Raw genomic sequence first — 19,366 nt, 5'->3', positions numbered from 1 at the left:
GAGGCAATGAGCGAATCCGGAGAACCGCGACCGGAACGTCAGCCGGAGCTGCCGCTGCCGTTTCCCGAGTTGACCGGCGACCAGCCGTTGCTGCCCGCGCGCATGATCAACGAGTTTGCCTATTGCCCGCGCCTGGCTTACCTGGAGTGGGTGCAGGGCGAGTGGGCGGACAGCGGAGACACGGTGGACGGTCGGCGCGTTCACCGCAGGGTCGACCGGCAATCGGGCAAGGCCCCTGCGCCCGATGAAGAGATCGAACCTTTCCACGCACGCTCCGTCGAGCTGTCATCCAACCGGCTGGGTCTGATCGGCAAGCTCGACCTGCTGGAAGAAGACGGTGAGGGTGGCGTCACCCCCGTGGACTACAAGCGCGGCAAACGCCCCCACGTGGCCAAAGGTGCATACGAACCGGAACGTATTCAGCTTTGCGTGCAAGGCATGCTGCTCGAAGACCACGGATACCGGTGCAGCAGCGGGGTGCTTTACTTCGCCGGTTCGCGCGAACGCGTGCATGTCGAGTTTGATGACGAACTGCGCGAAGCCACAGTCCGGGCCATCACCGGCCTGCGTTCCATGGCCGACGCCGGTCAGATCCCGCCGCCGCTCGAAGACAGCCCCCAATGTCCGCGCTGCTCCCTTGTAGGCATTTGCCTGCCCGATGAAGTCAACTTCCTCCGACGCGGCGAGAACCCGCCCCGTCCACTCTCCGTACAACAGGACGAAGCACTCCCCCTGTACGTGCAATCGCATAGCGCAAAAGTCACCCGCAAGGGCGAAGAACTCGTGATCTCGGTGAAAGACGAGGTAGTACAAAAGGCCCGCATCATGGACATCTCACAACTGGTGCTCATGGGCAACGTCTATGTGACCTCACCCACACTGACCGAACTCATGCGCCGCGAGATTCCCATCTCCTGGCATTCCTACGGGGGATGGTTTATCGGCCACAGCCAGGGTGTAGGGCACAAAAACGTGGAACTGCGCACCGCGCAGTACGCAGCCAGTTTCGAAAACTGGCGCTGCCTGCAGATTGCCAAAAGCTTGGTCGAGAGCAAGATCATGAACAGCCGCACCCTCCTACGCAGGAACTGGCGCGGCGACACAGAACCTCTCGAACTTCTCGCCCAACTGCGCCAAGATGCCCGCAGTGTACGCAAGGCCAGCTCCTTGCAGGAATTGCTCGGCATCGAGGGCGCGGCTGCCGCACGCTATTTTCGGGTCTTTGGCCAGCTCATCAAATCCGACCCCGACAAGAAGAGCTTCACCTTCGACTTCGCCCGGCGACGCCGAAGGCCTCCCCCTGACCCGGTAAATGCCCTCCTGTCCTACGCCTACAGCGTGCTCAGCCGCAGTTTCACCGTGGCTTTGTCGGCCGTTGGCTTCGATCCCTATCGCGGCTTCTACCACCAGCCCCGCTATGGCCGACCCGCTCTGGCCCTCGACATGATGGAGCCTTTTCGGCCCTTGATTGCCGAATCCGCCGTTCTTTCCGCCATTAACAATGGCGAGGTCCGCCCGACCGACTTCATCACCGCCGCAGACGCCTGCAACCTCACCCCTGACGGACGCAAGCGCTTCCTCGGCACCATCGAGCGACGTCTCAACCAGGAGATCACCCACCCTATTTTCGGATACCGCGTCAGCTACCGTCGCATCCTGGAGCTGCAAAGCCGACTACTCGGGCGCCATCTACAGGGCGAACTCGACCAACTGCCTGGCTTCACCACCCGCTGAGACTGGAGGACGCATGAAGAACGAACACCTCTATCTAGTCACCTACGACATCAGCGACCCCAAGCGATGGCGGGCCGTCTTCAAGGTCATGAAAGGCTACGGAGAGTGGCTGCAACTCTCCGTTTTTCAGTGCAGAATGAACAGCCGGCGCCATGCAGACCTAACCGCCACGCTTGATCAGATCATCCACCACCGCGAGGACCACGTCCTCCTGATGGACCTTGGCCCAGCCGACGCCGTAGACCCCCGGGTAACCAGCCTGGGCAAGACCTTCAAAGCGGTTCAGCGAGAGTCAATCATTGTGTAGAACTGCCGGAATGACGCGAGCGGTCCAATGATGCAAAAATCCCCGGGCAGCACTCGCGGTTGCTCAACTCCTTGTCAATTCGGACTTTTTTGCGCACCTGATAGCCGCGTTCCAACCACGCCCTGGAACGCACCACACCCGACCGCGACACCACTCGCAAAGCACCTCTACAATGCAAGTGCCAAGCGCCTCGAATCTGGGTCTGCTACCCGGAGCCTTTAGCTCCGGCCTCATTGAAGCCATTTTATTGCACAAGCCGCGCCCCGAAATTAGCTTGCTACCCGGAGCCTTTAGCTCCGGCCTCATTGAAGCCAGATCGAGAGTCCACGCGGCTTCCTGAGCCACCAGGGCTACCCGGAGCCTTTAGCTCCGGCCTCATTGAAGCAGTCAGAATTTCGATCTGATTGTCATATAGTGGTTGCTACCCGGAGCCTTTAGCTCCGGCCTCATTGAAGCTTCTTTCAAAGAAGAAACTTGTTCTTGATATCTCTCGCTACCCGGAGCCTTTAGCTCCGGCCTCATTGAAGCCCCGGCAAGGCCCCGTGCCACGTCGGCATCCTCGCGGACGCTACCCGGAGCCTTTAGCTCCGGCCTCATTGAAGCGTAGACTGTATATCTTCTATTCGATATGGCTTCGACGTGCTACCCGGAGCCTTTAGCTCCGGCCTCATTGAAGCGGGTGATTCGGCGGCGGGGCGAGACGCATCTGAAGAGCTACCCGGAGCCTTTAGCTCCGGCCTCATTGAAGCAATTCCGCCGCGCCATTCTTTCTAATCCGCCAGCCCGAAGCTACCCGGAGCCTTTAGCTCCGGCCTCATTGAAGCACAGCGAGCGGCTGCGTGGCCGGGACGTCGTGTGGCCGCTACCCGGAGCCTTTAGCTCCGGCCTCATTGAAGCTCGTGATTGAGAAAGGAAACACGAGCACAACGGGCTAGCTACCCGGAGCCTTTAGCTCCGGCCTCATTGAAGCCAGGTAGGACACCACCCCACTCGTATCGATACCCGCTTCGCTACCCGGAGCCTTTAGCTCCGGCCTCATTGAAGCGTATTGCAGACGCCGGTGGCAACTCGGGTGATTGCGCTACCCGGAGCCTTTAGCTCCGGCCTCATTGAAGCAGCACCCCACACGCTGGCCCCCAGCTTTTCCGGCCGCTACCCGGAGCCTTTAGCTCCGGCCTCATTGAAGCCGCGCCAATCAAGGGCATCACCTCTTCCAGGCGTGCCTTGCTACCCGGAGCCTTTAGCTCCGGCCTCATTGAAGCCGGGATTCGTGGGATTTCAAGGACTTACCTAAACCTGGCTACCCGGAGCCTTTAGCTCCGGCCTCATTGAAGCGCCCGGCTCGAGGTCGTCGAAGACCATCCCGGGGCGCTACCCGGAGCCTTTAGCTCCGGCCTCATTGAAGCCAGTTGATATCCAAATTCGGAGAGGGGTTGTACACCGCGCTACCCGGAGCCTTTAGCTCCGGCCTCATTGAAGCAGCCCACCCTGTCCAGCTACTTTCCGGTGGACCCGGGCTACCCGGAGCCTTTAGCTCCGGCCTCATTGAAGCAGGCTCGGGGTTTTCCTCGTAGGTCCACCACGACTGGCTACCCGGAGCCTTTAGCTCCGGCCTCATTGAAGCTGCTGCATGGACCGAGCCGCCTGACGGCTGTACTCGTGCTACCCGGAGCCTTTAGCTCCGGCCTCATTGAAGCCCGATGAACACGTGGGGGTCCGTCTACCCGCGCTGGGGCGGCTACCCGGAGCCTTTAGCTCCGGCCTCATTGAAGCTGCGTATGGTTGGACCGTCACTGATGATGGCGAGATGCTACCCGGAGCCTTTAGCTCCGGCCTCATTGAAGCAGCGAAACAACGGCGCGCTGCCCGTTGTTCAGGTAGGTGCTACCCGGAGCCTTTAGCTCCGGCCTCATTGAAATCCGCGACGCTCGGCACATGGCGGGACCAGGATATCTCCTGGTACTACCCGCCTCGCCAATCTCTGTCGCGTTGGGGACAGGCAAGACCGCGGCAGCGCGCCCCCCTGTGTTAGCGTTTGGCTTGCTGTTCGGGGGTTCCTGTCGTGAACGCGTGGAGGGGTTGCGGATGTTCGAGGCTGCAGAGTTGGGGCGTTCGGTCAGCAAGGCCGACTTCAAGCAGGCCGAGCCCGATCTGCGGCTTGCGTTGCTGCATGCTCAGCGGCTGGCCCGTCAGCGGGGGCTGCCAGTGATCCTGCTGGTCTGCGGGGTGGCCGGGGCCGGCAAGGGTGCGATGGTCAATCGGTTGCTCGAGTGGCTGGATTCGCGCGGGGTGCAGACCCACGTGTTCTGGGACGAGACCGATGAAGAGCTGCAGCGCCCACGCTGGTGGCGGTACTGGCGCAAGATGCCCGCGGCGGGGAACGTCAGCGTGATGTTCGGTGCCTGGTACAGCCGGCTGATCCAGGAGTTTCTGCAGCAGGGTGTCGATGCCGAAGGCGTCGGTGCAGAGCTTGAACGCATCCGTGCGGTGGAGCAGATGCTGATCGACGGCGGAGCGCTGCTGGTGAAGTTCTGGCTGCATCTGCCCCGGGACGAGCAGGCGCGCCGGGTCGAGAAACGCCGCAAGGACCCGCAGAGTCACTGGCACATGGCCCCGGAAACGGCGCAGGCCGCGGAACATTACGGCTCTTTCCTTTCGATCGCGACCCGAGTCATCCGCGAGACGGACACGGGCCATGCGCCCTGGTATTTGATCGAGGCGACCGACCAGCGTTTTCGCGACCTGACGGCGGGCAAGACGCTGCTGCGCGCGATCGAGACCCGTCTGAGCTCGGCCGAACCGCGAGAAACGGTCCGCACCTCGCATGCCCCGGCCCTGCCCGACAGCGCATCGGCGCAGGTGACCATCCTCGACCAACTGGACCTGAGCCTGCAGCTCGACCGGGCGGAGTACAAGCAGGCCCGCAAGGCGCTGGACCCCCGCATCAACCGGTTGGGCTGGCGGGGTTTCGAGGCGCGCCATGCCGTGGTTGTGGTGTTCGAGGGTTCGGATGCGGGTGGCAAGGGGGGTGCCATCCGGCGGCTGACCGAGGCGCTGGATGCCCGTCTCTACCGGGTCGTCCCGGTTGCGGCGCCAAATGACGAAGAGGCGTCGCATCACTATCTGTGGCGGTTCTGGCGTCAGATGCCGCGTGACGGTTACTGGACCATTTTTGACCGCTCCTGGTACGGACGGGTGCTGGTCGAGCGGGTCGAGGGCTTTGCCACGGAGGCGGAATGGCGGCGCGCCTATCACGAGATCAACAATTTCGAGGCGCAGCTCGCGGAACACGGTGTGACCGTACTGAAGTTCTGGCTGAGCATCGACCGCGACGAGCAGTTACGACGGTTCGAGGCACGCAAGGAGACCCCGTACAAGAAACACAAGATTACGGACGAGGACTGGCGCAACCGCGAGCGGTGGGACGACTACAAGGCGGCGGTCAACGAGATGATCATCCGAACCGGCACCGAGTACGCGCCCTGGCACATCATCCCGGCGAACGACAAACGTTACGCCCGCATCGAGGTCATGCGCATCGTCAGCGAAACACTGGCACAGGCGCTGGGTGACGACGACCCCAAAGGGCAGCGCTGACCAGGAGCCGGTCAGATTTGGGGCGGATTGCCTGCGGAGCGACGCCCGCCCCAATCCGACAGGTTCCTAGTCCGATGTCAGCAGGCGCTGGAGGGTTTCCGCGTCGATGGGGAGTTCGTCGGCAGCGGCGGAGTCGTTCCGGCCATGGACCTGGTCAGCGAGCTGCTGTTTCTGCGCCTGTAGCGCGAGGATCTTTTCTTCCACCGTACCTTCGGTAACCAGCTTGTAGACGAACACCGGCTTGTGCTGATTGATGCGGTGGGCGCGGTCCGTCGCCTGGCTCTCCACTGCCGGGTTCCACCATGGGTCGTAGTGGATGACGGTGTCGGCTTCGGTCAGGTTAAGGCCGACACCACCGGCCTTGAGGCTGATCAGGAACAGATCGACCTCGCCCCGGCGGAAGCGCTCGATAGCGGCTTCGCGCTTGCGTGTCTGGCCGGTGAGCTTGGTATAGGCAATCCCTCGTTTGTCGAGTTGCTCGCCGATCAGGGTCAGCATCGAGGTGAACTGCGAGAACAGCAGGATGCGCCGTCCCTCTTCCAGCAGCTCGGGGACCAGCTCCATGAGCATTTCGAGCTTGGCGGAACGGATGTTGTGGGTATCGAACTCCGAGGTGCGGACCAGGCGCGGGTCACAACAGACCTGCCGGAGCTTGAGCAGGGCATCCAGGATGGTGATATGGCTGCGCGCCAGTCCCTGGCGTTCGACCGCCTCGCGGACCTTCTTTTCCATGCTCAGGCGGATGCTCTCGTACAGCGCACCCTGCCGGGTGTCCAGTGCGGTGGTGCGCAGCAGCTCCGTCTTGGGCGGGAGTTCGCGCGCCACGCGGTCCTTGGTGCGGCGCAGAATGAAGGGCGCAGTGCGCTGACGCAGGCGTTCCAGCGGGCCGCGTTCACCGCCCTGCTCGATCGGCTTGCGGTAGTGCTGGTTGAAGGTCTTCTGGTCACCGAGAAAGCCCGGCAGCAGGAAGTCGAACTGGGCCCACAGCTCGCCCAGGTGGTTCTCCATCGGGGTGCCGGTCAGGCACAGCCGGTGGTTGACCTCCAGCGTGCGCACCACTTGGGCGGAGCGGGCCCGCGGGTTCTTGATCTGCTGGGCCTCGTCGAGGATCAGGTAGTGCCAGCAGTGGTTCAGCAGCACCTCGTCGTCGCGGGTAAGCAATGGGTAGGTGGTCAGCACCAGGTCGTGATCCTCGATCGAGTCGAACCAGGCACGCCGGTCCGGCCCCTGCAATATCAGCACCCGGAGTTTCGGGGTGAACTGTGCGGCCTCGCGACGCCAGTTCCCCAGCAGGCTGGTGGGCGCGATGATCAGGCTGGGGTGGCGCATGCGCCCGGCGCGCTTTTCCACCGCCAGATGCGCCAGGGTCTGAACCGTCTTGCCCAGCCCCATGTCGTCGGCGAGGATGCCGGCCAGCTCGTATTCGCGCAGGAACTGCAGCCAGTCCAGCCCCTGTTGCTGATACGGCCGCAAGGCCCCCTTGAAGGTACTCGGCGGCGGGACCGGCCGGACCCCTTCGAAATCGCGCATGCGGCGGGCCAGCTTTTTCAGACGCCCGGCTCCGCGCAGACGCGCGGCGTCGAAGTCCAGCAGGCGCGGGGCATCCAGGCGCGACAGGCGCAGGGTCTCGGCGGCCGGCTCGCGGTCGAACAGGTCGAGCAGGGTCTTCAATACCGGGCGCAGCATTTCGCCGGCCACGGCGATGAAATGGCCGTCCCCGGCATCCAGGTAAAGCGTCTCCGGCAGGTCGTCCACGTCCACCCGGCCGATCAGTTGCGCGACCAGGGGCAGCAATGGGATGCGCCTGCCTTCGACCTCCAGGTCAAAACGCAGATCAAACCAGTCGCGTTCCGAAGACTCGACCTCGGCATCGACCCCTTCCGCGCGGCTCAAGATCGGGGCATTGGTGGCGTCCGGGTAGATCTCCCAGCCGCCCGCCTCCAGATCGGGGATGGCGGTTTCCACAAACCGCAGCCAGTGATACAGGATGGCAGCGGCGTCGGCTGGATCGACATCCAGCTGGAACCGATGCGGCGATTCGGACAGGGGGCGCGTCCCCATGCCAAGCAGGACATCGCGTGCCGACTGCTCTGTCTCGGGATCGCGCTGCACGCGGACCAGCCGTTCGCCCGCCTCGCGCAGCGGGGCCGGCCGGGTCTCGCCGGGTTCCAGCACGGCCTCGCCATAGCGAAACCCCAACGCCAAATGGGCTCCGAACGGCTCGCTGCGATCGAACAGCAGATGAAGACAGGGCACCGGCTCGGCTACAAGGGTCTCGACCTCCACCGGCTCGGGCGTTGGCAGGTCAGGCATGCGTAGCGCCAGGGTGCGACTGATGCGCGCGGCCTCGCTCGCCGGTACCGAGGGGGCCTGCGGCAACGCGGCGAGCAGGCGTGCATCCACCCCCTCGGGCAGACGCAACGGGCCCGCTTCGAGGCGCCGGGTATCCACATATAACGGGGGATCGGTGCGCGGGTAAACCTCCAGCTCTGGATCGGCGAAGCTCAGGCGATAGCTCTCGCCGTCATTCGTCCAGGCCAGTGCGGCCGCGCGTTCGGCTCCGACCTGAAGGGGCTGCGTAAGGGGCGTGCCCCAGAATATGCGGTCGGTCTCCAGCATCAGCTGCAAGGCCAGTCCGCCGGCGATCCCTTCCAGGACAGGCGCGCCATCATGGAAAAACGGCTCGCCGCCCGAGGCACGCAGCAGGGACAGGATTTCGACGTCTTCCGGACTCAGGTAGTCCGTCCGCCGCCAGGGATCGCCCAACGTGCTGAAACTGACCGCACGCCCGGCGCCCCAGTCGCCATCCCGCTTGCGCCGCGAGACCCGGAAATGCACGGCCAGCATTTGCGGGCGGCCGGGAGCAGGGGCCAGTTGATACAACAGGTGATTGTCCGTGCCGCCCCGCTCGGCACCGGGCGTCGCCGCATCCGTAACCCGCTCAAGCCAGGCCTCGAAGCGTGTGTCAGGCGCCGGGTCTTCAGCGGCCATTGCGCTCCACGCCAGACATACCGCCGCCACGTGTTTGCACTGGTATGCCACCGGGCAGGAACAGTACCCGTCGATTTCCACGCGCGAACCGTACCGACGGACATGGACCTCCTGGGTGTACAGGCGGCGGCCGCTGCCCTGCACCGATGCCAGGAGCACGAAACCGCCGTCTTGCTCCAACCTCTGGACATCCTCCACCCGCCCCTGATGGAAATAATCCAGCCCGCGTTCCAGGAACAGCGGATCAAAGCGATCGAGCAGCAGACCCGGGGTGAACTCCATGACTCTCACTCATGCGTGAATGGCGACGAGACCGGCAGCCTGAGTCCATGACCCAGGAGCCCGGGCAAGGTAGCAAAAACGTCCCGGGTGCATCCGCTCAGGTGAGCGCGTTCACGCCTGGCCCACCCAGATGGTCTTGGCGTTCTGGAATTCACGGATGCCGAGTTCGGAGAGTTCGCGGCCGTAGCCGGAGTCCTTCACGCCGCCGAAGGGCAGGCGCGGGTCGCTCTTGACGATGCCGTTAACGAAGGCGCAGCCACACTCCAGACGCCGCGCCAGGGCCTCGCCCCGGGCCGGGTCCGCGGTCCAGACGCTGCCGCCGAGACCAAAGCGGGAGCGATTGGCGAGTTCGATGGCATGATCGGCATCTCGCGCCCGGGTGACCGCCGCGACCGGGCCGAAGGTCTCCTCGTCGAAGGCGGGCATCCCCGGTTCAACCGCATCCAGCAGCGTGGGCGGATAGAAGTAGCCCGCCCCGGCGCGGGGCTCGCCGCCGGTGACCAGGCGCGCGCCCGCGGCCACGCTGCGGGTGACCTGATCGTGCAGTTCGTCGCGCAGGTCGGCGCGCGCCAGCGGACCGATATTCGTCGCCTCGTCTATCGGGTCGCCGATCACCAGCGCCTCGATGGCCGCGCGGAAGCGCTCGATGAAGGCATCGGCCACCGCCGCCTCGACGATGAAGCGCTTGGCGGCGATGCAGGTCTCGCCATTGTTCTGGAAGCGCGCCCGCACGGCCTGTTCCACGGTGTCATCCAGATCGGCATCCGCCAGCACGACAAAGGCATCCGAACCGCCGAGTTCCAGCACCGAGCTCTTGAGCGCCTTGCCCGCGGCCGCACCCACCACACGCCCGGCCCCCTCGGACCCGGTCAGGCTCACACCGCGGATGCGGGCATCGGCGATGATGTCGGCCACCGCCTCCGAGCCCACCGCAAGGTTCTGGAACACGCCCGCGGGAAATCCCGCTTCGGCAAACACGCGCTCGAGGTGCTCGGCGCAGCCGGGGACATTGGAGGCATGCTTGAGCAAGACGGTGTTGCCGGCCAGGGTCGCCGGCACCGCCTGGCGGAAGACCTGCCAGTAGGGGAAGTTCCACGGCATCACCAGCAGCACCGTTCCCAGGGGCTGCCAGGCGATAAGGGACCGGCTGGCATCCGAAGCGATCATGGTGTCCTGCAGATAATCCGGGCCATGCTCGGCGTAGTACTCGCAGGCGGCCGCACATTTGTCGATCTCGGCACGCGCCTCCGCCAGACGCTTGCCCATCTCCTGCGTGGCCGTACGTGCGAGATCCTCGCGCTGGGCCCGCAGCACACCGGCGAGATCCCGCAGCCGCGCGGCGCGTTCGGCCACCGGTCCGGCGGCCCAGTCCGGCGCCGTGGCGGCGGCTCGGTCCAGTGCCACCTGCAGCTGATCCGCCGTCATGCGCGGATAGCGTGCCAGGGTCTCGCCGGTGGCGGGATTGATCGCATTCAGTTCGCTCATACTCGTTGCCTCGGCCAGGCGCTTGTAAAAAGGCCTTGTTTGAACAATGCAGATCACCCGAGTATAAGACCTCCCGCATTCGCTTTTGGAAGGACCTTGCCATCATGTCGATCAACTCGATTCGCAATGTCTGCGTGCTCGGCGGCACGGGCTTTGTCGGCCACCACATCATCCGTCGGCTGGTAGAGCGCGGCCTCAAGGTGCGGGTGCTCTCGCGCCGCCCCCATCGCCACCGTGACCTGCTGGTCAACCCCGAGGTGGATCTGGTCGAGGGCAGCGCCCATGACCCGGCCACCCTGGAACGCGTATTTGCCGGCCAGGATGCCGTCATCAATCTGATCGGCATCCTGAACGAGCGCGGGCACCGCGGCGCCGGCTTCCGCGCCGCCCACACCGAGTTGACCGAGAAGGCTCTGGCGGCCGCCGAGGCACAGGGCGTGCGCCGCTTCCTGCAGATGAGCGCCCTGAAGGCGGATATGGACGACGCCCCCAGCCATTACCTGCGCAGCAAGGGGGCAGCCGAACAGGCGGTGTTCGCCAGCCAATCCCTGGCCGTTACGGTCTTTCGGCCCTCGGTGATCTTCGGCCCCGAGGACTCCTTCCTGAATCGCTTTGCGGACCTGCTGCGCCTCACCCCGGTGATGCCACTGGCGCGGGCCAGGGCCCGCTTTGCCCCGGTCTACGTGGGCGATGTTGCCGAGCACTTCGTCGAGGCCCTGGAAGATACCGCGAGCTTTGGCCAGGGCTTTGAACTGTGCGGTCCGAAGGTCTACACGCTGGGGGAACTGGTGCGTTATGTCGGTCGCGTGTCCGGTCATCGGCGCCCGGTGATCGGCCTGCCCGACTGGGCCGGCAAGCTGCAGGCCAGTGTGCTCGAGTTCGTGCCGGGCAAACCGCTCTCGCGCGACAATTTCGCCTCGCTGACCATCGACAGCGTCTGCGACGGCGAGCAGCGCCTGCCCTGTCCCACCCGCCTGGAGTCGATAGCCCCGTCCTATCTGGGTGGTGGCGGCGCCGGTCGCGAGGCGCGCATGCAGCGCCTGCGCACCCTCAACCGCGGAGCCAGCCGCGGCTGAGCCGGGACACGAACCGGCAGCCACCATGCAGACCTATCTCGTCGGCGGGGCCGTGCGCGACCGCCTGCTGGGCCGGCCGGTCACGGAACGTGACTACGTTGTGGTCGGCAGCACCCCCGCCGCCATGGAGGCCGCCGGCTTCCGCCCGGTCGGGCGCGACTTTCCCGTCTTCCTGCACCCGCACACTCACGCGGAGTACGCCCTGGCGCGTACCGAGCGCAAGACGGCGCGTGGCTACCACGGCTTTCAGTTCAATGCCGCGCCCGAGGTCACCCTGGAGGAAGATCTGGAACGCCGCGACCTCACCATCAACGCGATGGCCGAGGCCCCCGATGGCACCCTGATCGACCCCTACGGCGGCCAGGCCGACCTCGCGGCCCGCCAGCTGCGGCATGTCTCCCCGGCCTTTGCGGAGGACCCGGTGCGGCTGCTGCGTGTGGCACGCTTCGCGGCCCAGCTCGCCCCCTGGGGCTTCCGGGTGGCGCCGGACACTCAGGAGCTGATGCGCGAGCTGGTCCGTTCCGGAGAGGTGGATGCGCTGGTGCCGGAGCGCGTGTGGGCGGAGTGCGAGAAGGCGCTGCGCAGCCCCGCCCCGCGCCGTTTCCTGGAGGAACTGCGTGCGGCCGGCGCACTCGCCATCCTGTTTCCCGAGATCGAACGCCTGTTCGGCGTGCCGCAACCACCGCGCTACCACCCCGAGGTCGATACCGGCATCCACACCTTGATGGTGCTGGAGCAGGCCACTGCGCTGTCCGAGTCCCCCGAGGTCCGCTTCGCCGCGCTGGTGCACGACCTCGGCAAGGGCACGACCGATCCCGCGATCCTGCCCGGCCATCACGGCCATGAAGAGCGCGGTGTGGACCTGATCCGAGCCCTCGCCGATCGCCTGCGTATCCCCAACCGCTACCGCGATCTGGCGGTGCGCGTGGCGCGCTATCACGGTCTGGTTCATCGCGTGTTCGAACTGCGCCCGAAGACCGTGATGAAGCTGGTCGACGGGCTGGACGTCCTGCGTCGTCCGGAAAACGTGGAACCCTTCCTGCTGGCTGTAGAGGCCGACTACCGCGGCCGCACGGGCTGGGAGGACAAGCCCTACCCGCAGGCCGATGCCGTGCGCCGTGCGGTAACGGCCGCACAGTCGGTGCAACCACAGGCGCTGATCCAGCAAGGCCTCAAGGGCAAGGCCCTGGGCGAGGCCCTGCAACGCGAACGCACCCGGGCGATTGCCAAGGCCCTCGAGGATCACCCCGACACGTAGGGGCCCGGCGAGCGCAGGAGTGCACCACCTGGGCAATGGCCTGTCCGACATCCAGTCTCTCAACGGGCTGAACGCCTACTTGCCTGTTTCGGCCGGCGAACGTACTCTTTCGCGGCTCTTTAGCGTACAGAGGAAACCGCGATGGATTTCGCCAAGGCCCGGATCAACATGGTCGAACAGCAGGTCCGCCCCTGGGACGTGCTGGATACACGCGTACTGGACGTGATGGAGACGCTGCCACGCGAGCGTTTCATGCCCGAACCCTATCAGGCCCTGGCGTACGCCGATGCCGAGATCCCGCTGGGGCATGGCGAAAACACCCTGGCCCCGGTCGTGATCGGCCGCCTGCTGCAGGCGGTATCCCCGCAGCCCACGGAGACCGTGCTGGAAATCGGCACCGGCTCCGGCTATGTCACCGCCTGTCTGGCCCGTCTGTGCGCCCGCGTGGACAGCATCGAACGCGTTGACACACTGCGCCTGAACGCGCGCAATTGCCTGGCCGATCTCGGGATCGAGAACGCCCAGTTGCGCACCGACACCGTCACCACTCCGGACTGGGCCCCGCCGCGCCCGCGCTACGACGCCATCATCGTCACCGGAGGCATGCCCGAATATGACGATTTCCTCGAACCCTACCTGACCCTGGGTGGGCGCCTGTTCGTGATCACCGGTGACGGTCCGATCATGGAGGCGCAACTGATCACCCGCACCACCGAAGACAGCTTCCATCGCGAGAGCCTGTTCGAGACCCGTGTAAAGCCGCTGGTCGGTTTTGAACCGAAGCCTGTGTTCGAATTCTGAACTGGGTCACTTGCGCACCGGCATGAGACGCGTTTCGGACGCCCCATGCCGGTGCGCGCTCTGCTACGATACATGTTTGCCTAATTCATCTTCCGGAGTCGTGTCCATGAACCGTCTGCCGTCGTTTATCGCCGCCGCCGGGCTGGCACTTGTCGTTTCGACCCCAGCTGCCGCCTCCAGTCTGATGGAGGTCTACGAGCGCGCGGCTGCGGAAGACGCCGAACTGCGCACTGCCAAGGCGGAATACCGCAGCGTCCTGGAAAGCCGGCCACTGGCGCGCTCCGCGCTGCTGCCGCAGCTCTCCGCACAGGCCGAAGCCGGCGCGTTCTATCGCAACGACCGCGCTCAGCCCGGCAGCATCGACGGCCGCCAGACCAGCTTCGGGCTTAACCTGTCGCAAAGCATCTACGACCGCCGCAACCTCATCGAACTGACCCAGGCAGATCTTCAGATCGCCCGCGCCGCGGCCGAGCTGGACGCCGCCCGCCAGGATCTGATCCTGCGCGTGGCCCAGGCCTATTTCGATGTCCTGATCGCACAGGAAACCCTGGCCTTCCGCGAAGCCGAGCTGGAGGCCATTGAGCGCCAGCGGGAACAGACCGAGCGCCGCTTTGAGGTTGGCCTGGTCGCCCGTACCGACGTCACCGAGGCCCAGGCCCAGCGCGACATCGCCGAGGCCGAACGTATCAGCGCCGAAAACCAGCTGGACCTGAGCCGGGAACAGCTCGCGGTGATCACCAACAGCTACTGGGACGAACTCAATCCGCTCGATCCGGATGCCGAATTCACCACGCCGGACCCCGCCGACCCGCAGTCCTGGGTGGACATCGCGCTGTCCAACAACCTGGAACTGGCCGCGCAGCGCCTGGCCACCGAGATCGCGCGTGAGCAGATCCAGCGCCAGCGCGCCGAAGGCCTGCCGCGCGTCAGCCTCAACGCCGCGATCAACGAGAACCGTTACCACGGCCTGGACAACGATGCCTTCGGCCCGATGTTCTTCGAGGGCACCGACGCCCAGATCGGGCTGAATGTGGAGATGCCGCTTTACACCGGTGGCCGCGTCAGCGCCCTGACCCGCCAGGCGCGCGAGGACTTCCAGGCCGCCCAGGAAGGCCAGGCACTGGTGGAACGCCGTACCACTCAGGACACCCGCAGCGCCTACCTGTCAGTGATCTCGAACAGCTCCCGTGTGCGGGCCCTGGAACAGGCCCTGGCCTCGACCCAGGAGGCGTTCGAGGCCGCCGAGGCCGGCTTTGATGTCGGCACCCGGACCCAGGTGGACGTACTCCTGGCGCTGCGCGAGGTCTTCCGCGCCGAACGCGACTACGCCGAGGCTCGCTACGGCTTCCTCGGCGAATCCCTGCGTCTGCAGCGGGCCGCCGGTCTCCTGGACGTATCCGAGCTCGAGGCGATCGACCAGCTGCTGGAGTGATGCCCGCCACCGCGCACCACCTCCGGGCCCGTTGTGATCGTCACCATTCACGCCTGGTCCTGATCGACCTCCAGGAGCGCCTTCTGGCTGCCATGCCGGAAGGCGCCCGCCGCGAGGTCGAGCGCCATTCCGCACGCCTGATCGAAGCGGCCCGCAAGCTCGGCATCCCGATCGAGATCTCGCGCCAGTATCCCAGGGGCCTTGGCGACGTCACCGAAACCCTGCAGCAGGCACTGGGTGGAGAAGGCCGGGTCAGCGACAAGACGGCCTTCTCCTGCTGCGCAGAACCCGGGCTACGGGCGCACCTGACCGCCGGCGAGCAGATCATCCTGACCGGTGCCGAGGCCCACATCTGCGTGACCCAGACCGCGCTGGAATTGCTGGAAGACGGCATCACCGTGTTCGTGGTCGAGGATGCCGTCTGCTCGCGCGACGCGACGCGCAAGCACAACGGGCTGGAGCGCCTGCGTGCGGCGGGCGCGATCATCACCAACCACGAATCGGTGCTGTTCGAATGGCTGCGCGACGCCGCCGACCCGCAGTTTCGCGAACTGAGCCAGCTGATCCGCTAATCAGGGATATCCGCACGAATGCGCATGCTTGGAAACATTTTGCTGGGCTTGTGGCTGATCCTGTTCGGCCTGCGCGGCTTGCTGGGGCTGCAGTTCCAGTATGACCACTATGTGATCAGCGGCCTGGCGGTCATCGCCGGTATCCTGTTCATCCTGCGTCGATAGAACCTCCGCCATGCGCCTGACCCCCGACGAGTACCGCAATCAGGACCACCGCCGCATTACCCTGCTGGGGATGTCCGGTGTCGGCAAGACGCGCCTGTCCAACATGCTGCGGCGCGAGGAGTGGTTTCACTATTCGGGTGACTACCGCATCGGCACGCGCTACCTGAGCGAACCGATCCTGGACAACATCAAGGCGCAGGCGATGGCCGTGCCGTTTCTGCGCGACCTGCTGCGTTCGGATTCGATCCAGATCATCAACAACATCACGGTGGACAACCTGCACCCGGTGGCGAGCTTTCTGGGCAAGCTGGGCAACCCGGAGCTGGGCGGCCTGCCACTGACCGAGTTCAAGCGCCGCCAGAGCCTGCACCACGAGGCCGAGGTGCAGGCCATGCTCGACGTGCCCGACTTCATCCACAAGGCACAGTCGCTGTTCGGGTACCCGCATTTCGTGAATGATGCCGGCGGCTCGGTCTGCGAACTGGACAGCCCCGGCGTGCTGGAGACCCTCGCCGAGCACACGTTGATCCTCTACATCAAGGCGACCGACGAGGACGAGCGCCAGCTGATCGAACGCGCAGAAAGCGATCCGAAGCCGCTATACTACCGCGAGGCCTTCCTCGATCAGCAGCTGGCCGAATACATGCGCGACGAGGGGCTCGACTATGTCGCCCAGATCGATCCCAACGCCTTTGTGCGCTGGGTGTTCTCGCGTCTGTTTCGTGCACGCCTGCCGCGCTACGAGGCAATCGCCGAGACGCATGGCTACACCATCAGCACCACCGAACTGGGCCGTGTGCGCAACGCGGCGGACTTCGATGACCTGGTCTGCATGGCCCTGGAACGGAAGGCTCGACTCTAATGCCACTCGTCGCCCACTCCGGCCTGCCCACCTTCGCCCGCCTGAGAAGCGAGGGCGAGACCGTACTGCCCAACGACTTTGCCCAGCAGCAGGAGATCCGCGCGCTGCATATCGGGCTGCTGAACATGATGCCGGACGCCGCCCTGGCGGCCACCGAGCGCCAGTTCTTCCGCCTGATTGGCGAGAGTAACCAGATCGCACAGTTCTACATCCACCCGTTCACCCTGCCGCAGCTCAAGCGCGGGCCGAAGGGGCGCGATCACGTCCAGCAGTACTACGAGGACTTCGAGAACCTGAAGAAGGAGGGCCTCGACGCCCTGATCATTACCGGCGCCAACGTGACCCAGCCCGATCTGGCACTGGAGCCATTCTGGGAACCGCTGGCCGAGGTGGTCGACTGGGCCTGGGAGAACGTGACCTCCACCTTGTGTTCCTGCCTCGCCACCCACGCCGTGCTGCAGGCCCGCTACGGCGAACATCGCGTGCACATGGGCGAGAAGCTGTGGGGGGTATTCCCGCATCGCGTGGTGGACCGCGGCCATCCGCTGGTCATCGGCGTGAACACGCGTTTCGACGTGCCGCACTCACGCTACAACGATGTCTCGCGTCAGCAATTCGAACGCCACGGCCTGCGGGTGCTGGTCGAAAGCGAGGACGCCGGCATCCACCTGGGGGCATCCCCGGACGGCTTTCGCATGGTCTTCTTCCAGGGCCACCCGGAATACGACTCGATCAGCCTGCTCAAGGAATACAAGCGCGAGGTGGTGCGCTACATACAGGGCGAGCGCGACGCCTATCCGCCGCTGCCGGAAAACTACCTGCTGCCGCAGGCAGCAGCGATCCTCGACGAGCACCGCGAACACGTCGAGGCCGCGCTGGAACACTGCACCGAGATCCCGGCCCTGCCCGAGGCGCTGCTGCTGGATCGCCTCGACAATACCTGGCACGACACCGCGCTCGCGGTCATGAACAACTGGCTGGGCAACGTCTATCAGCTCACCAACCTGGACCGGCGCCACCCGTTCCGCGACAGCGTCGACCCGAACGATCCGCTCGCCGGCCGGCGCTGACGTCACGCCGCAGGCTCCGCCCCCCGCCGTCGTTGCGCAGCGTGATTGGCAACGAGCGTCCACCAGTGGCAGGGCCCGGTCGGGAGCGTGCATGGCCCGCCCCTCTTCGTCATCCCGGCCGCAGTGCAACACAGAGCCGGGGTCTCCACACGCCGGTTCAGTCCCAGCCTACGGGTACAATCCCACCCCGTGGAGCCCCCGGATAACCGCCGCGCGGTTTCCGGGGTGACGCAGCGACCGCGGCACCCTCGCCGCCAGGCCAGGCGCAGACGGAACAGGAACCGGAACCCCATTCACACCGGATTGCACCGATGACCGAAAACACCCGGGACCCACTGCCGCGCCCGATGCTCGCACTCTACGAGACCATCGCCGGCGACGAAGACGCGCGGGTCTGCAAGGACATCCCCGAGGAGGCCTGCCGCGCACAGCCGGCCAACTTCTTCGTCCACCTGATCGCGAATACCCTGAGCAAGATCGGCGATGAACTGGCCTCTGCCCGGCTGGTGCTTGCCTGGCTGCTCGGGGCCCTTGGAGCCCCGGCCGCGTTCGCCGGCTTCCTGGTGCCCATCCGCGAATCCGGCTCGCTGCTGCCGCAGTTGGTGGTCGCCGCCTCGATCCGCCGCCGCGCCATCCGCAAGGGCTTCTGGATTCTGGGCAGTGTGCTGTCCGGGCTGGCCGTGGCCGGGATGGCCATTGTCGCAGTGACCCTGGAGGGGGCCGCCGCCGGCTGGGCCATCCTCGGTCTGCTGACCCTGTTCGCCCTGGCACGCGGCCTCAATTCGGTTGCCTCCAAGGATGTATTGGGCAAGACCATCGCCAAGCACCAGCGTGGCACGGTGATGGGCTATGCCGCCTCCGCCGCCGGCTTCTTTACCCTCGGGCTGGGCGTCTACCTGACCCTGGCCAACCTCGAGGAGGCCGGCGTCGGCGTCTTCGTTGCGCTGCTGCTGGCCTCCGCCGGTGCCTGGTGGGTGGCCGGCGCTACCTTCGCGCGGCTGCGCGAGACCCCCGGTGCCACCGCGGGCGGTGCCAACGCCGTGGTCGAGGCCCTGCGCTCCATCCGCCTGCTGTGGACAGACCGCGCATTTGCTCACTTCGTCTTCACCCGTGCCCTGCTGATGAGCACCGCCCTGGCGCTGCCGTTCTACGTGCTGCTGGCAGAGGATGCCACCAGCGGCGACCTGGGCACCCTGGGCCTGCTGATCCTGGCCAGCGGACTGGCCTCGGCGGTCTCCGCACCGGTCTGGGGACGGTTGTCCGATCGTTCCGCGCGCGGGGTCCTGATCCTGTCCGGGCTGCTGGCCGCCGCACTGGGGATCGCGGTCGCGCTGGCCATATGGTTCGCGCCGGCAGATACCGATCATGCCCTGGTGCCTGGTGGCTGGGTCTTCGCCGCGCTGTTCTTCCTGCTCGGCGTCAGCCATGCCGGGGTGCGACTGGGGCGCAAGACCTATCTGGTGGACATGGCAACTCAGGAGACCCGCGCCGCCTTCACCGCTGTCAGTAATACAGTGATCGGCGCACTGCTGCTGGTCGGCGGGTTGTTCGGGTTGCTGGCGCAGCTCGCCGGCACCGAAGTCGCGATCTTCGTACTCGCACTGATGAGCCTTTCCGGTGCAGTCAGCGCAGCGCTGATGCGCGAGGCCTGACGCGGCCGCACGGGCAAACTGCCCGACCGCTATCCCTCAGGCCGCGCCCACACCCATCCGGCCCTGACAGACCGGGCACACG

At 65.6% G+C, this 19,366-nt stretch carries 14 protein-coding genes and 1 CRISPR repeat array; of the genes, 12 read left to right on the top strand and 2 right to left on the bottom strand.

From position 1 onward, the window contains the following. Positions 1-6: 6 nt before the first annotated feature. The 3 genes from G332_RS0104725 to pap all read left to right on the top strand — a co-directional run bounded on the left by G332_RS0104725 (position 7) and on the right by pap (position 5,638). A complete protein-coding gene (locus tag G332_RS0104725) occupies positions 7-1,734 on the top strand; it encodes a CRISPR-associated endonuclease Cas4/Cas1 (protein WP_019625847.1) in 1,728 nt (575 codons plus the stop codon). A gap of 13 nt (positions 1,735-1,747) precedes the next feature. Continuing rightward, positions 1,748-2,041 carry a CRISPR-associated endonuclease Cas2 gene (gene cas2 / locus G332_RS0104720; RefSeq protein WP_019625846.1) on the top strand — a complete coding sequence of 98 codons (294 nt, stop codon included), beginning with the start codon at positions 1,748-1,750 and terminating at the stop codon, positions 2,039-2,041. A 204-nt stretch (positions 2,042-2,245) separates the two neighbouring features. Then, positions 2,246-3,960: a CRISPR direct-repeat array (repeat unit 36 nt; unit sequence GCTACCCGGAGCCTTTAGCTCCGGCCTCATTGAAGC). Between the two features lie 166 nt (positions 3,961-4,126). After that, the gene (gene pap, locus G332_RS0104715; protein ID WP_019625845.1) at positions 4,127-5,638 is read left to right on the top strand and encodes a polyphosphate:AMP phosphotransferase; all 1,512 of its coding nucleotides are present in this window, start codon (positions 4,127-4,129) and stop codon (positions 5,636-5,638) included. 66 nt (positions 5,639-5,704) lie between these two features. Here the strand turns inward: pap and G332_RS0104710 are convergent, their stop codons facing one another. After that, on the bottom strand, positions 5,705-8,911 hold the full coding sequence (locus G332_RS0104710) for a DEAD/DEAH box helicase (RefSeq protein ID WP_019625844.1): 3,207 nt from the start codon (positions 8,909-8,911) through the stop codon (positions 5,705-5,707). Positions 8,912-9,022: 111 nt separating this feature from the next. Next, the gene (locus tag G332_RS0104705) at positions 9,023-10,396 is read right to left on the bottom strand and encodes an NAD-dependent succinate-semialdehyde dehydrogenase (protein ID WP_019625843.1); all 1,374 of its coding nucleotides are present in this window, start codon (positions 10,394-10,396) and stop codon (positions 9,023-9,025) included. A gap of 104 nt (positions 10,397-10,500) precedes the next feature. On the opposite strand from G332_RS0104705, the gene G332_RS0104700 reads away from it, so the two are divergent. From G332_RS0104700 to G332_RS0104660, 9 genes are all read left to right on the top strand, one after another. Beyond that, on the top strand, positions 10,501-11,472 hold the full coding sequence (locus G332_RS0104700; protein WP_019625842.1) for a complex I NDUFA9 subunit family protein: 972 nt from the start codon (positions 10,501-10,503) through the stop codon (positions 11,470-11,472). A 25-nt stretch (positions 11,473-11,497) separates the two neighbouring features. Further along, positions 11,498-12,730 (top strand): multifunctional CCA addition/repair protein, encoded by a 1,233-nt coding sequence (locus G332_RS0104695; RefSeq protein ID WP_019625841.1) that lies wholly within the window; start codon positions 11,498-11,500, stop codon positions 12,728-12,730. A gap of 141 nt (positions 12,731-12,871) precedes the next feature. Next, on the top strand, positions 12,872-13,531 hold the full coding sequence (locus tag G332_RS0104690; protein ID WP_019625840.1) for a protein-L-isoaspartate O-methyltransferase: 660 nt from the start codon (positions 12,872-12,874) through the stop codon (positions 13,529-13,531). 106 nt (positions 13,532-13,637) lie between these two features. Next, positions 13,638-14,963: a TolC family outer membrane protein gene (locus G332_RS0104685; protein WP_019625839.1), complete on the top strand. Its 1,326-nt coding sequence runs from the start codon at positions 13,638-13,640 to the stop codon at positions 14,961-14,963. Further along, positions 14,963-15,535, top strand: a complete 573-nt coding sequence (locus G332_RS0104680; protein WP_019625838.1) for an isochorismatase family protein — start codon at positions 14,963-14,965, stop codon at positions 15,533-15,535. Before G332_RS0104685 ends, G332_RS0104680 begins: the two co-directional genes overlap by 1 nt. A 24-nt stretch (positions 15,536-15,559) precedes the next feature. Next, positions 15,560-15,700: a hypothetical protein gene (locus G332_RS13660; RefSeq protein ID WP_019625837.1), complete on the top strand. Its 141-nt coding sequence runs from the start codon at positions 15,560-15,562 to the stop codon at positions 15,698-15,700. A 10-nt stretch (positions 15,701-15,710) separates the two neighbouring features. Beyond that, complete coding sequence (locus G332_RS0104670; RefSeq protein WP_019625836.1) at positions 15,711-16,562, top strand: hypothetical protein; 852 nt, start codon at positions 15,711-15,713, stop codon at positions 16,560-16,562. After that, complete coding sequence (locus G332_RS0104665) at positions 16,562-17,632, top strand: homoserine O-succinyltransferase (RefSeq protein WP_019625835.1); 1,071 nt, start codon at positions 16,562-16,564, stop codon at positions 17,630-17,632. The genes G332_RS0104670 and G332_RS0104665 overlap by 1 nt, the downstream gene beginning before the upstream one ends. 311 nt (positions 17,633-17,943) lie before the next feature. After that, positions 17,944-19,284, top strand: coding sequence for an MFS transporter (locus tag G332_RS0104660; RefSeq protein WP_019625834.1), 1,341 nt, complete (start codon positions 17,944-17,946; stop codon positions 19,282-19,284). Positions 19,285-19,366: the final 82 nt, after the last annotated feature.

Origin of the sequence: Thioalkalivibrio sp. ALJT, assembly GCF_000381825.1 — a bacterium.
Classification (GTDB): Bacteria; Pseudomonadota; Gammaproteobacteria; order Ectothiorhodospirales; family Ectothiorhodospiraceae; genus Thioalkalivibrio.
The sequence above is the reverse complement of the archived record's forward strand: the minus strand, read 5'-3'. Positions and strand labels throughout refer to the sequence as shown.